General features: G+C 71.4%; 12 protein-coding genes. 8 read left to right on the top strand and 4 right to left on the bottom strand.

Going from position 1 to position 14,085, the window contains the following annotated elements; genetic code table 11:
• Positions 1-52 precede the first annotated feature (52 nt).
• From E4V01_RS04875 to E4V01_RS04840, 8 genes are all read left to right on the top strand, one after another.
• Positions 53-706 (top strand): hypothetical protein, encoded by a 654-nt coding sequence (locus E4V01_RS04875; RefSeq protein WP_060771310.1) that lies wholly within the window; start codon positions 53-55, stop codon positions 704-706.
• Positions 693-1,157, top strand: coding sequence for a transcriptional regulator (locus E4V01_RS04870; RefSeq protein WP_060771311.1), 465 nt, complete (start codon positions 693-695; stop codon positions 1,155-1,157). The genes E4V01_RS04875 and E4V01_RS04870 overlap by 14 nt, the downstream gene beginning before the upstream one ends.
• Positions 1,158-1,229: 72 nt before the next feature.
• Entirely contained in the window at positions 1,230-1,940 is a 711-nt protein-coding gene (locus E4V01_RS04865; protein WP_135297575.1) for a di-trans,poly-cis-decaprenylcistransferase, read from the top strand.
• Between the two features lie 91 nt (positions 1,941-2,031).
• The gene (bchE, locus tag E4V01_RS04860; protein ID WP_135297574.1) at positions 2,032-3,558 is read left to right on the top strand and encodes a magnesium-protoporphyrin IX monomethyl ester anaerobic oxidative cyclase; all 1,527 of its coding nucleotides are present in this window, start codon (positions 2,032-2,034) and stop codon (positions 3,556-3,558) included.
• 71 nt (positions 3,559-3,629) lie between these two features.
• Positions 3,630-4,172, top strand: coding sequence for an ankyrin repeat domain-containing protein (locus E4V01_RS04855; RefSeq protein ID WP_193763139.1), 543 nt, complete (start codon positions 3,630-3,632; stop codon positions 4,170-4,172).
• An 86-nt stretch (positions 4,173-4,258) separates the two neighbouring features.
• Positions 4,259-5,764: a glycerol kinase GlpK gene (gene glpK, locus E4V01_RS04850; RefSeq protein ID WP_135297572.1), complete on the top strand. Its 1,506-nt coding sequence runs from the start codon at positions 4,259-4,261 to the stop codon at positions 5,762-5,764.
• Entirely contained in the window at positions 5,764-6,927 is a 1,164-nt protein-coding gene (locus E4V01_RS04845) for an alpha/beta fold hydrolase (protein ID WP_060771316.1), read from the top strand. Before glpK ends, E4V01_RS04845 begins: the two co-directional genes overlap by 1 nt.
• Positions 6,928-7,132: 205 nt before the next feature.
• Positions 7,133-8,818, top strand: coding sequence for a methyl-accepting chemotaxis protein (locus E4V01_RS04840; RefSeq protein ID WP_135297571.1), 1,686 nt, complete (start codon positions 7,133-7,135; stop codon positions 8,816-8,818).
• Between the two features lie 55 nt (positions 8,819-8,873).
• On the opposite strand, the gene E4V01_RS04835 is transcribed toward E4V01_RS04840, so the two are convergent.
• From E4V01_RS04835 to E4V01_RS04820, 4 genes are all read right to left on the bottom strand, one after another.
• Positions 8,874-9,635, bottom strand: coding sequence for a glycerophosphodiester phosphodiesterase family protein (locus tag E4V01_RS04835; protein WP_135297570.1), 762 nt, complete (start codon positions 9,633-9,635; stop codon positions 8,874-8,876).
• A complete protein-coding gene (locus E4V01_RS04830) occupies positions 9,632-10,105 on the bottom strand; it encodes a RidA family protein (protein ID WP_060771318.1) in 474 nt (157 codons plus the stop codon). Before E4V01_RS04830 ends, E4V01_RS04835 begins: the two co-directional genes overlap by 4 nt.
• A gap of 161 nt (positions 10,106-10,266) precedes the next feature.
• Entirely contained in the window at positions 10,267-12,438 is a 2,172-nt protein-coding gene (locus tag E4V01_RS04825; protein WP_135297569.1) for a peptidase domain-containing ABC transporter, read from the bottom strand.
• Positions 12,435-13,724, bottom strand: coding sequence for an HlyD family secretion protein (locus tag E4V01_RS04820; protein ID WP_060771320.1), 1,290 nt, complete (start codon positions 13,722-13,724; stop codon positions 12,435-12,437). The genes E4V01_RS04825 and E4V01_RS04820 overlap by 4 nt, the downstream gene beginning before the upstream one ends.
• Positions 13,725-14,085: the final 361 nt, after the last annotated feature.

Below are 14,085 nucleotides of genomic sequence, written 5' to 3'. Positions count from 1 at the left end.
CCGCGTGTACTTTGTATTGCAAAGCACGCTTCGACGCGGGAAGCTGACCCCCATGCGAGAGACCCACGGCGACCTCGACAGGGCCCTGGCCGATATCGTCGCGATCCGGATGCAGATCGCGCGGGACACGGCGTTCCGCGGCCTCGGCTCTGCCACGCTTGCGGCCACCGGCGCCCTGGCGCTCGTCGTCGCGGGGGCCCAGGCCCTGCTGCTCGACGACCCGACGGCGCGGCCGATCGTCTTTTTCGGCCTCTGGGTCGCCGCCGCCGTCACCGCCTGCCTCCTGATCGGGTTCGAGGCGGTGCGCCGCTCGCGCCGGGTCCATTCGGGGCTGGCCGACGCGATGGTGTTCAGCGCCATCGAAGGTTTTTTGCCCGCGGGCGGGGCGGGCCTCTGTCTGGGGCTCGTCTTCGCCCGCTTCGCGCCGGACCAGCTCTGGATGCTGCCGGGCCTGTGGCAGGTTCTGGTCGGGCTCGGCCTGTTCGCCTCCGCCCGCATCCTGCCCCGCACCGTGCCGCTGGCGGGCGCGTGGTACCTGCTCGCCGGGCTCACGGTGCTGGCGCTCGCCAGCGAGACGCGCCACCTCTCGCCCTGGCTGATGGGCGTGCCCTTCGCGGTGGGGCAGGGGCTCGTCGCCATCATCATCCACCGCCATTCGGGCCACGCTGACGAATCCGCCGACGGAGACGCCGATGCCGACCTCTGATCGCGCCGACGCCCGCTTCTCCTACGAGGGGCTCGACCGGATCATCCACGAGCGGGCGCGGCTCTCGGTGCTGACCTCCCTGGTCTCGCATCCCCGCGGCCTCGCCTTCCCCGACCTCAAGCGCCTGTGCGGGCTCACCGACGGCAATCTCAGCCGCCACCTCGCCGTGCTGCAGGAGGCCGACCTCGTCAGCCTGGAAAAGGGCTACGACCAGAACCGGCCGCAGACCCTCTGCCGCCTGACACCCTCCGGACGCACCCGTTTCCTCGACTATCTCGGGGTGCTGGAGCAGGTCGTGCGCGACGCCGCGCAAGCCGCCGGCAGGCCACAGAAAGCCGCCGACAGGCCACAGAATGCCGCCGGCAGGCCGCAAGCCTCCGCCGGCCGATCCCAGGCCGCCGACGACCGGCCCGCCGGCCACGATCGTTCCGGCCTCGCCGAGCCGGTCTGACGACCGCACTCCGACATCCCACCGAACGCCGCATCCCCCCGCATGTCTCGCCCTTCGCCCGGAGACTTTACGATGCAAAGCCCTCTCGATCGTAGATCAGGCCTTCACGCGGCGATCATCATGGACGGCAACGGCCGCTGGGCGAGTGCGCGCGGCCTGCCCCGGGGCGCGGGCCACCGGGCGGGCGTCAAGACGATCCAGAGGGTGGCGGAGGCCGCCCCCGCCCTCGGCATCGGCACGCTGACGCTCTACGCCTTCTCCAGCGACAACTGGCGCCGCCCGGCCGAGGAGGTCGGCGGGCTGATGCGCCTGTTGCGGGCCTATCTGCGCGGCGAGACCGAGCGGCTCGCCCGCAGCGGCACCCGCCTCACGGTGATCGGCCGCCGCGACCGCCTGCGGCCCGGCATCCCGGAGGCGATCGAGCGGGCCGAGGCCATGACCGCGTCGGGCGACCGGCTGCACCTGCGCATCGCCGTCGATTACTCCTCGCGCGACGCGATCCTCGCCGCCGCCGCCCGGCTCGGGCCGGAGGGGCTCAGCCGCGAGGGCCTGAGCGCGGCCCTGGGGGCGGACGGAGACGTCGATCTCCTGATCCGGACGGGGGGCGAGAAGCGGCTCTCCGACTTCCTCCTCTGGGAGGCGGCCTACGCCGAGCTGCACTTCACCGAGCGGATGTGGCCCGATTTCGGTGCCACCGACCTCGCCGCGGCGGTCGCCGACTTCACCGTCCGTGACCGGCGGTTCGGCGGGCTGAACCCACCCGCGGTGCCGCAAGCCGCCTGACACGCCCCAACCACGGCCCGGCCATTTAGCCCCGGTCCCGACGCAGGATTCGTCCGGTTCTGCGAACCCTTGCTCATGTCCGGTGCACACGATGAAGATCCTGCTCGTCAATGTGCCCCATCCGGCGATCGGCAGCCGGATCCCCGACGACCATCTGCCTCCGCTGGGCCTTCTCGCCATCGGCGGCCCGTTGATCGACGACGGCCATGCCGTCTCGCTCATCGACGCCGAGTTCGGACCCGTGCCTCTGCCGGACCTCGTCCGGGAGATCGTGGCGCGGGCGCCCGAGGCGGTCCTGTTCGGTCATTCCGGCTCGACCTCGGGGCACCCGGTCATCGCGGAGGTGTCGGCGCGGGTGGCCGCGGCGATGCCGTGCGTGACGATCGTCTACGGCGGTGTCTTCCCGACCTATCACGGGCGCGAGATTCTCGAGGCCGAGCCCCACGTCGCCGCGATCGTGCGCGGGGAGGGCGAGGAGACCGCCCGGCGGCTCATGGCGGCGCTCGCGGCGGGCCGGCCGCTCGGCGACGTGCCCGGCCTTGCCTACCGCGACGGCGAGACGGTCCGGGAGACGCCGCCGGCCCCGCTGATCCGCGATCTCGACGCCTACCGGATCGGCTGGGAGCTGATCGACCATGCCCGCTACAGCTACTGGGGCGGCCTGCGCGCGGTCGTGGTCCAGTTCTCCCGCGGCTGCCCGCATCCCTGCACCTATTGCGGCCAGCGCGGCTTCTGGACCCGCTGGCGCCACCGCGATCCCGTCCGCTTCGCCGCCGAACTCGCCCGGCTCCACCGGGAGCACGGGGTGCGGGTGATCAACTTCGCCGACGAGAATCCGACCGTCTCGAAGAAGGTCTGGCGGACCTTCCTGGAGGCGCTGATTGCCGAGAACGTCGATCTCATCCTGGTCGGCTCGACGCGGGCGGACGACATCGTGCGCGATGCCGACATCCTGCCGCTCTACAAGCGGGCGGGGTGGGAGCGCTTCCTGCTCGGCCTCGAGAGCACCGATACGGCCACCCTCGACCTGATCCGCAAGGGCGCCACCACGACGACCGACCGCGAGGCGATCCGCCTCCTGCGGGCGAACGGCATCCTCTCCATGGCGACCTGGGTGGTGGGCTTCGAGGAGGAGCGCGACCGCGACTATTGGCGCGGCCTGCGGCAGCTGCTGGCTTACGACCCCGACCAGATCCAGATGCTCTACGTCACGCCGCACCGCTGGACGCCCTATTTCCGGCTTGCCGAGGAGCGCCGGGTGATCCAGCTCGACCGGCGGCGGTGGGACTACAAGCATCAGGTGCTGGCCACCCGCCACATGCCGCCCTGGCGGGTGCTGCTCTGGTTCAAGCTGATCGAGGTGATCCTTCAGGCCCGCCCGAAGGCGCTGGCGCGCATCTACCTGAACCGCGATCCCCGCCTGCGCCACGCCATGCGCTGGTACACGCGGATGGGCCGACGGGTCTGGCCCCACGAGATCCGGGCTTGGCTGCGCGATCCGCTGACACGAACGGGCCCGACGGTCGCGGCGTTCTGGGGCAGGGGGCAGGAGCGGGAGGAGGCGATGGCCGTGCGCGCCGCGGCCCGATCCCGTCCGGACGGTCGCGAGGCCGCCTGACTGGACGAAGCCCCTGCAAACGCCACATGCACGGGACCAATCCCGTCACGAAGCTTCCGAAAAAGATTCCGATGCAGGCCGATCCGAACGCCGCGCCCCCCGCCCTCGACGACGAGACCCTCGCCTTCGCGGCGCGCCTCTTCCAGTACGCCCGGATGGGCCATGCCGACGAACTGGCCGAGCTGTTCGGCCAGGGGCTGCCGGCGAACCTGCGCAACGACAAGGGCGACAGCCTCCTGATGCTCGCCGCCTATAACGGTCAGGCGGCGACGGCCCGGGTCATCCTGGAGGCCGGGGGTGATCCCGAACTCGCCAACGACCGCGGCCAGACCCCGCTCGCCGGCGCCGCGTTCAAGGGCGATGCGGACATCGTCCGGCTGCTCCTCGAGCACGGCGCGCAGGTCGACGGGACCGGCGACGGCACCCGCACCGCGCTGATGGTGGCGGCGATGTTCGACCGCACCGAGATCGTCGAACTCCTGCTCGCCCAAGGCGCAGACCCGTCCCGGCGCGACGCTTCGGGGATGAGCGCCGCCGACATGGCCCGCCAGATGGGGGCGCAGAATACGCCGGCCCAGTTGGAACGCGCGCAAGGGGACCGACAAGCCGGTTGACCGGTTCCGGCGCGCCCGGCCTCGTGTAGGATCGGGCGCGAGCCGGGCGAAAAAACCCGGAGGCGAGACACGCCGGGAGGAACGCCATGCCGGATGCGGTCGGGGCGATCGATCAGGGCACCACGAGCACGCGCTTCATCGTGTTCGACCGCCGGGGCACGATCCTGGCGCAGGCCCAGCGCGAGCACGAGCAGATCTTCCCCCGTCCCGGCTGGGTCGAGCACGACCCGCGGGAGATCTGGCGCAACACCCATGCGGTGATGCGCGAGGGGCTGGCCCGCGCCGGGCTGGCGCCGGGGGATCTGGCCGCCATCGGCATCACCAACCAGCGCGAGACCGCCATGCTCTGGGACCGGCGGACCGGCGAGCCGCTGCACGATGCCATCGTCTGGCAGGACACCCGCACCGACCGGTCCGTCGCCGCGCTCGCCCGCGACGGGGGGCGCGACCGCTTCCGCGCCGTCACCGGCCTGCCGCTCGCGAGCTACTTCTCCGCTTCCAAGCTCGCTTGGCTGCTCGACCACGTGGACGGGGCGCGGGCGAAGGCCGAGGACGGCACCGCCCTGTTCGGCACGATCGACTCTTGGCTCGTCTGGAATCTCACCGGCGGCCCGCAGGGCGGGCTCCACGTCACCGACGTGACCAATGCCAGCCGCACGCAACTGATGTCGCTCGCGACCCTCGACTGGGACGAGGCCATGCTCGGCGTGTTCCGCATCCCGCGGGCGGTGCTGCCGACCATCGTTTCTTCGAGCGCCGTGCTGGGCGAGGCCCGCGACCCGTTTCCCGGCGTGCCGCTCGGCGGCATCTTGGGCGACCAGCAGGCGGCCCTGTTCGGGCAGACCTGCTTTTCGGCGGGCGAGGCCAAGAACACCTACGGCACCGGCTGCTTCGCGCTGATGAACACCGGCCCCGCGCCCGTCGCGTCGAGCGCCGGGCTCATCACCACCGTGGCCTACCGGCTCGATGGGCGCCCGCCGGCCTACGCGCTCGAAGGCTCCATCGCCATCACCGGCGCCCTGGTGCAATGGCTGCGCGACAATCTCGGGCTGATCGGCGCCTCGAGCGAGATCGAGGGGCTGGCCCGCAGCGTCGAGGACAATGGCGGCGTCTACGTGGTGCCGGCCTTCTCCGGCCTCTACGCCCCGCATTGGCGCGACGACGCCCGCGGCCTCATCATCGGGCTGACCCGCTACGCCAACAAGGGCCACATCGCCCGCGCCTGCCTGGAGGCCACGGCCTACCAGACCCGCGAGGTGCTGGAGGCGATGGAGCGCGATTCCGGTTGTCCGATCGCCGAACTGCGCTGCGACGGCGGCATGACCGTCAACGACCTGCTGATGCAGTTCCAGGCCGACATCCTCGACCGGCCGACCCTGCGCCCGAAGGTCTCGGAGACGACGGCCCTGGGTGCGGCCTATGCCGCCGGACTCGCCACGGGGTTCTGGAAGACACTCGAAGATCTTCGCGACAACTGGGCCGTGGACAAGCGCTGGCATCCGCATATCCAGGCAGAAGAACGTCGGGCACTGTTCGCCGGTTGGGGCCGGGCCGTAGAACGCTCGTTCGGATGGGTCGAGGAGAACGCTTGATGGGTGCTCGGATACGCTCGCTTCGAACGGCTCTCCTGGTTTCGGCCTTGGCGCTGACCCCGCTCGCCGCCGGCCTCGCTCCGATCGCGGCCATCGCCGCGCCGGCCGCCGCCTATCCCGGCCAGCAGGAGGGCGACCACGTCGTCGAGAACTTCAAGTTCGCCAGCGGCGAGAGCCTGGATCGGGTCAAGCTGCACTACACCACCCTCGGCACGCCGCATCGCGGCGCGGACGGCGAGATCGACAACGCGGTGCTCGTCCTGCACGGCACCACCGGCACGGGCAAGAGCTTCCTGATCCCGACGCTCGGGCCGGAGCTGTTCGGCGAAGGCGCGCCGCTCGACGCGCGGCGCTGGTACGTGATCCTGCCCGACGGGCTCGGGCGCGGCGGCTCCTCGAAACCCTCCGACGGGCTCAAGGCGCATTTCCCCCGCTACGGCTATGGCGACGTCGTGGAGGGCCAGCACCGGGTCGTCACCGAGGCGCTCGGGGTCAAGCATCTGCGCCTCGTGCTCGGCACCTCCATGGGCGGGATGCAGGCCTGGATGTGGGGCGAGCGCTATGCCGGCGCGATGGACCTGCTGATGGCGGTGGCGAGCCAGCCGATCCCGGTGAGCGGGCGCAACGCCCTGTGGCGGCGCCTCCTGATCGAGGGCATCCGCACCGATCCCGACTGGAAGGGCGGCGAGTACACCGCGCAGCCGCGCAGCTTCGGCCGCATCCTGCCGATCTTCAACATCATGACCGAGAGCGTGCTCGGCCTTCAGAAGCAGGCCCCGACCCGCGCGGCGGCCGACACCGCCTACGACAAGATGATCGCCGGCTACGAGAACAAGGCCGATGCCAACGACTGGCTGTACTGGTTCGATTCCTCCTACGATTACGACCCCTCGCCGGACCTCGAAAAGATCACCGCCAAGGTGCTCGCGGTGAACTTCGCCGACGACGAGCTGAACCCGCCCCAGCTCGATGTGATGAACGGGGCCATGGCCCGGGTGAAGGATGGCCGCTTCGTTCTGGTTCCGACCTCGCCCGAGACGCACGGCCATCAATCCCTGCGCTTCGCCAGCCTGTGGAAGGGCTACCTCGCCGAATTCGTGAGACAGCCCGAGGCGACAACGGAGAAGAAGAGTTCGTCGGAGCGGCCGGAGGGCAGCCGGTAGAGGTGTCGGGCCGCCGGCCGAGCGGAGGCGGCACCGAAAGCCATCCGTCGGAGCCTGCCATACGCCGTCGTGATACGGCGGCCTGCCTATCCGAGCCCGTGGCGCAGGCCGCCGCATGCACTTTCCTGCAGAAATCGAGAGAGCCTTAAGTATTCCGTTGCAGGGTGGGGCATCTCAAGAGGCCAATCACACCCCCGGATTCATGATGCGCGTTTCCCTCAAGGCTGCCCTGGCGGGCTCGTTCAGCCTGCTGGCCGTGATTGCTGCGGCCCAAGGCGGGATGAGCGTCATCAAACTCTCGAACATCGATCGCGAAGTCCGCGACATCGCCAACAATTGGCTTCCCTCGGTGGGATTGCTCGGCGACATCAGCACCGCGACGCGGGACGAGCGGGTGAAGACCTACCGCTACGTCGCCGCCTCGCCGACCGCCGCCATCCTCGCCGAGAACGAGAAGAGCGTGCGGACGAGCCAAGCGGCCCTCGAAGCCCTGCGGCGCGCCTACGAGCCGGTGATCGCCTCCCCCGAGGAGCGGGCCCTGTACGAGCGCTTCGCCGCGATCTGGACGACCTATACGGGTCGGGTCGAGGCGATCGTCGCCCTGATGCGCGAGGGGCGCCAAGCCGAGGCGCTGGCCCTGCTCACCGGGCCCGAGGCGCTGGGCCTCGCGCAATCCGCGACCAAGGCGCTTCAGGAAAACCTCGCGCTCAACAAGCGGAGTGCCAAGCAGAGCGTCGAGGGCGCCGTCGGCAGCGCCGCCTCCGCCACCGCCGCCGCCTGGATCGCCATGGCCGTGACCCTGCTCTCGGCGCTCGCCGCAGCCCTGTTCGGCTGGTTCGGGATCTCGCGGCCGATCGCGCGGATGACGGGGGCGATGGGTGCCCTCGCGGCGGGCGATGCGGCGGTCGCCGTGCCGGGGCGGGGCCGCGGCGACGAGATCGGCGCCATGGCCGCGGCGGTGCAGGTGTTCAAGGACAACCTGGTCCGCACCCGCGCCCTGGAAGAGGAGACGCAAGCCGCCCGCGCCGGTGCCGAGGCGCAGCGCCGGGCCGCCGCGCGCGCGCTCGCCGACGACTTCCAGCGCGCGGTGGGCGGCATCGTCCAGGGCGTGACCGCCGCCGCGACCGAGCTTCAGGCCACCGCCCAGCAATTGACCGCCAATGCCAGCCAGACCGCCGGGCAATCCGGCACGGTGGCCGCCTCCGCCGAGGAGGCCGCCTCCAATGTCGGCACCGTCGCCGCCGCGGCCGAGGAACTCGGCGCCTCGGTGCAGGAGATCGGCCGGCAGGTCGACGGCTCGGCCACCCTGGCGCAGGCCGCGGTGGCCGAGGCCGGGCAGACGGCGATCCTCGTGCGCGACCTCTCCGAGGCCGCCGCGCGGATCGGCGACGTGGTGGCGATGATCTCGACCATCGCCGGCCAGACCAACCTGCTCGCGCTCAACGCCACGATCGAGGCGGCGCGGGCCGGCGAGGCGGGCCGCGGCTTCGCCGTGGTCGCGGCGGAGGTCAAGGAACTCGCCAACCAGACGGCGCGGGCCACGGACGAGATCACCGGGCAGATCGGGCGCATCCAGGGCGCGACGGGTCAGGCGGTCGCGGCCATCGACAGCATCAGTGGGCGCATCCGCGAGATCAGCGGCGTCGCCACCGGCATCGCCGCCGCGGTCGAGGAGCAGGGCGCGGCGACCCAGGAGATCGTGCGCAACGTCGCCCAGGCGGCGGGCGGCACGGAATCCGTCACCCGCACCATCGCGAGCGTGGCGGGTGCCGCCGAGGAGACCGGCGCGGCGGCTGCGCAGGTGCTGTCCTCGGCAACCGAATTGTCGCGCCAGTCCGAGCACCTCTCGGCCGAGGTCGCCCGCTTCCTCGACACCGTCCGCGCGGCCTGAAGGGGCAGGGCTCTGCCCTGCACCCGCCAAAGGGCTCGCCCTTTGGGAACCCCGATTACGGGCGAAAACCCTCGAAGATCATCTGGTCCGCGTGCTCCTGGGCCAGCGCCCGCTGCGCCTCGGTGCGCACGGTCCAGGTCATCACCGGCATGTTCCCGAGCCGGCGGCAGAGATAGGGGACCGGCCCCGGCAGGTCGCCGACGCGCCAGGACAGGAAGTGCGGCCGGCTCACGTGGAGGTGGAGCAGGCCCGACAATTCGGCCCGCACGGACGGCGCCAGCAGGGCGTAGTGCGGATCGTCCTGGCTCGCCTCCGCGACGATGCCGCGGGGCAGACCCGGCGCGATCTCGGCCAGCGTCGCGACGATGCCCGGATCGAACGACTTCAGCGCCACCGGTGCGTCGAGCCCGGCGACGATCTCGGCGGCGCGGCGGGTGAGCCGCCGGTCGCCGTCGAAGCGCGACTTGATCTCGACGATGACGGGGACGCGGCCCGCGACCCGCGCCAGGAAGTCCGGCAGCGTCGGGATGCGCTCCCCCGTGCCGGCCACGGTCAGCGTGCCGAGTTCGGCCGCTTTCCGCGATTCCACCGGCTCGGAGGCGGCCGTGAGACGCCCGAGCGCCTCGTCGTGGAACACCATCGCCTCGCCGTCGGCGCTGAGCTGCACGTCGCACTCGATGGCGTAGCCGCCCGCCACCGCCGCCTCGGCTGCGGCCAGGGTGTTCTCCGGGATGCCGGCGGCGCGGTCGTGCAGGCCGCGATGGGCGATCGGACGGGCGGTGAGCCAGTCCGGCGCCCGGTCCAGAGGGCCGCTCACGCGACCTCGAACATCGCCTCGACCTCGACCGCCGCGTCGAGGGGCAGTTCGGCGACGCCCACGGTCGAGCGGGCGTGGCGGCCGCGGTCGCCGAGGATCTCGACCATCAGGTCCGAGGCGCCGTTCATGATCGGGGCGAGGCCGGCAAAGCTCGGCACCGCGTTGATGAAGCCGCCGAGCCGCACGCATTGCACGACGCCGTGGTCGAGGTCGCCCACCGCCGCCTGGACCTGGGCCAGCACGTTGAGCGCGCAGAGCCGGGCCGCCGCGATGCCCTGTTCGGCCGAGACCTCTGCGCCGAGCTTGCCCTTGTGGGCCGGGTCGAGGGTGCCGTCCGGCCCGAAGCAGATCTGGCCGGAGATGACGACGAGGTTGCCGGTGCGCACGTACGGCACGTAGTTCGCCACCGGGGCCGCCGCCTTCGGCAGCTTGAGGCCGAGCGCTTCCAGACGTTCCTTGACCGAGTTCATCGCCGTCTCCCGCTGAGAGTGCCTCACGCAACGCCCGGTCACTGACCCCTTCGCCTTCCGGGGCGACGGCGCAGCGGGCGCTTCGTGAGAGACACGAATGCTGCGGCGCTCTGAGCATGGGGGAGGGGCGTCTCGCAAGGGGGCGGGAGGGCAAAGCCCCCTCAACTGGCGGTCTCTGTCGCTAGAGGCTCGACCCGCGGCGCCTCCGCGGCGAAATCGTAACGCCAGTCGGCATGGGCCACGGTGGCCGGGCGGTGGGCGACGATGACCCGCGTCATCTTCAGGTCGCGGAGCGCGGCGGCGATGACCGCCTCGGTCGGCTCGTCCAGCGCGCTCGTCGCCTCATCCAGAAACAGAATCTCCGGGCGCCGGTAGAGGGCGCGGGCCAGGATCACCCGCTGGCGCTGGCCGCCGGACAGCGTCGAGCCCATGTCGCCGACCAGGGTCTCGAAGCCCATCGGCGTGCGGGCGATGTCGTCGAGAATCGCCGCGCGGGCGGCGCATTCGCGGATCCAGCCGGGATCGGGCCGCTCGTCGAAACAGGCGATGTTCTCGGCGATCGAGCCGGCGAACAACCCGTCATCCTGCATCACCCCGGCGATGCGGGCGCGGTAGGCCGCCAACCCCCCGGAGCGGATGTCGCGGCCATCGACCAGCACCGCGCCTTCGGACGGCGGCAGCAGACCCATCAGGATCTTCATCACCGAGCTCTTGCCGCAGCCCGAGGGGCCGGTGATGGCCAGGCTTTCGCCCGGCGGCACCTCCAGGCCGAGATTGCGGAACACCCAGGGCTCGTCGTCGCCGTAGCGCAGGGACAGGCCGACGGCGCGCAAGGATGCGCCCCGGACCGGCGGGCGCGCCCCGGTGGCGGGGAGGGCGGGACCTGCGACCGGCTCCGTCGCGGCGGGCATGGGGGCTGCGGCCTCCTCCGGCTCGGTCATGACGATGTCCGAGAGCCGGTCGGTCTGCACGTTGAGCATCCGCAGCTGGAAGCCCGACTGGATCAGGTTGCCGATGCGGGTCGAGAACTGGTCGCGGTAGGCCAGGAAGGCCACCAGCATGCCGAGCGTCATCGACTGGTCGATCACGGCCCGCGCCCCGAGCACCAGCAGGATCAGCCGGTCGGCGCCGAACAGGAACTCGTTGCCGCGCCCGAACACGAGGTCGAGCCGCTGCAGCCGCAGCCGTGCGTTCAGCGCCTGGACGAACTGGTTCATCCAGGTGCCGCGGCGGCGCTCGCGCAGGTTCAGGAGCTTGACGCTCGCCATGCCGCGCACGGTCTCGATGAAGTGGCTCTGCTGGCGCGCCTCCGCGACGATCGCCTCCTCGGTGCCCTCGCGATAGGCCTTGTAGGCGGCGATCCGTAAGCCGGCGTTGAGCGCGGTGGCGGCGATGGCCACCCCGGCGAGCCAGCCGCCGTAGAGGAACAGCATGATCAGCATGCCGACCGACATCAGCCCGTCGAGCAGGGCCTGGACGAGATCGGTGGTGATGCCCTTCTGGATCGTGGCGAGCGTGCCGAAGCGGGAGATCACGTCGCCGACATGCCGCTTCTGGAAATAGTCGAGCGGCAGCCGCGAGAGGTGGTCGAACAGCGAGCCGGACCATTGGTAGTTCAGCTTCGTGCCCGTGAGCATGATCGCCCAGCTCCGGGCGACGCCGAGGCCGAGCTGCAGCACCAGCAGCAGGGCGAGGCCGAGCGCCACGACGAGCAGCAGGTCGAGATCGCCGTTGACGATCACCTCGTCGATGACGATCTGCGAGGCGATCGGCATCAGGATCGCCACGAGTTCGATCCCGAGCGACAGGGCCAGGATCTGCATCATCGCCGCGCGGATGCCGGCCATGCCCCGGAACAGGTCGGAGAGCGTGAGGCCCCGCGCCGCCCGCTCGCGCACGAAGCTCTGGTTCGGCGCCACCTCCAGGGCGACGCCGGTGAATTCGCGCGAGGCTTCCGCGAGGCTCAAGGTGCGGCGCCCGCGGGCGGGATCGTGGATCACGATCTCCCGGCGCCCGACCCGCGCCAGCACGACGAAGTGGTTGAGCCCCCAATGCAGGATGCAGGGCAGGCGCAGGCGGCCGAGATCGGGCAGTTCCACCCGCAACGCCCGCGTCGAGAGTCCCATGGTGCCGGAGAGGTCCATGAGGTTTCGCAGCGTCATGCCCTTCAGCGACAGGGCGTGGCGGGCGCGCAAGCTTCCGAGATCGACCCGGCGGCCATGGTAGCCCAGCACCATGGCGAGGCAGGCCATGCCGCACTCGGCGGCCTCCGCCTGGAGCACGACCGGCAGGCGCCGCCGGAAGCCGAACTGAAGATCCGACAGCAGGCTCACCGTGTCCCTCCTTCGGTGACGAGATCGACGCTGCGCTTGACGTGGTAGAGGGGGTCGAGGAGCCAGCGGTAGAGCGGGCGCTTCTCGAGCGCGATGTCGGCCTCGACCCGCATTCCGGCCTCCAGCCGGCGCGGCTCGCCATAGGCCGTCACGCTGTCGGCGTCCGGCCGCACGATGATGCGGTAGACGCCCCCGCTCCCCGCATTCTTGGCCGTGTCCCTTGCCGCCTCGGGCCGGGCGTCGCCTTCGAGCGGCGCGCGGGTCACCTCCGTCACCGTGCCCCGGTGCAGGCCGAAGCGCTGGAACGGGAAGGCGGCGTAGCGCAGCATCACGCTGGCGCCGGGCTCGATGAAGCCGATCGCCGAGGAATCCACGAACAGGTTGGCCTGCAGCCGGCCCTCGCTCGGCAGCAGGGTGAGCAGGTTCGCCCCCGCCGCCACGGTCTGCCCGGCCTGCGCCCGGATCGAGGTGAGGATGCCGCGCTCCGGCGCGCGCACCTCGATGGCGCGGCGCGCCTCGCTCTCGGCCCGCTGCTGTTCGAGCTGCGCGGCGGTGCGGTCGAGTTCGGCCAGATCGCGCGCCAGGGTCTCGTCGAAGGTGGCCAGCTTGGCGCGCAGATCGCCGAGCTTGCCCTCGACCTGAAGCCCGCCCTGGCGGAACTGTGCGAGCTGTGAGCTGGCCTGGAGATAGAGGTAGTTCTGGCTCTGGAAGTCGGCCGCGCGGGCAAAACCCCGCGTCACGAGGTCGGCGAGTTCGTCGGCGCGGGACTTGAGCGGCGGCACCAGCTTTTCCTGGAGCGCGAGCTGCTCCTCGATCCTGGCGCGCTGTGCTTCCAGGTTGGCGACCTGCTCCCTCAAGCCCTCCTTCTCGGCGGTGGCCATGGCCGCGCGGGCGGCGCGCTGGCGCTCCACGCTCTCCCGCTGGCGGCCGAGCTGGGCGATCACCCGCTCCTGGGTCGGGCCGCTCGCCGAGACCGCGTCGAGGTCGATGGTGAAGAGGAGCTGGCCGCGCTCGACCCGGTCACCCTCCTTGACCCCCGACGCGCTGACCCGCCCCGCGAGCGGGCTCGCCACGGTGATGAGGCCGATATCGGGCGCGAGCAGGCCGTCGGCATGGACCCGGCGGGTATAGCTGCCGAGCCAGGCGTAGACGCCGACGAGGACGGCGAAGGCGAGGCACAGGCCGACCACGATGCGGATCGCCAGGGGCTGGATCACCTGGGCCTCGCCGAGCCAGGCGCTTCGCCGGGCCTCCACGACCTCGCGACGGAACAGGGGCGCGTTCACCGGGAAGCTTCCTCCGGGGTAGCGATCGAACGATCAGGTGCGTTGTTCTGACGCATGCAGGGCGTAATCCGCAACAGCTTCAGATTCTTAGCCGTGCCGGCGGCGCGGGCGGCCTGTTCTCCGGCCGGCACGTCAATTTTTGTCCCCCGCGCGGGCGGCGGCCCGTCCCGCCACACCCATCCCGTGAGAGCCGATCGCGCGGGTCGGCCGAAGGGAAGGGGAGCGGCGACCGCGCAGGGCCGGGGACGGCGCGGAGCCAGGATACGACCGCTGGTCGTGCTGTGAGAAGGCAAGATCTGTCCATCCGAGAGGTCCTGAGCCGATCGTCCCGGACCGTATACCGCAGCCCGGGTTGCCTGCC

The sequence above is a fragment of the Methylorubrum sp. Q1 genome, from assembly GCF_004683995.1.
Taxonomy (GTDB): domain Bacteria; phylum Pseudomonadota; class Alphaproteobacteria; order Rhizobiales; family Beijerinckiaceae; genus Methylobacterium.
The sequence above is the reverse complement of the archived record's forward strand: the minus strand, read 5'-3'. Positions and strand labels throughout refer to the sequence as shown.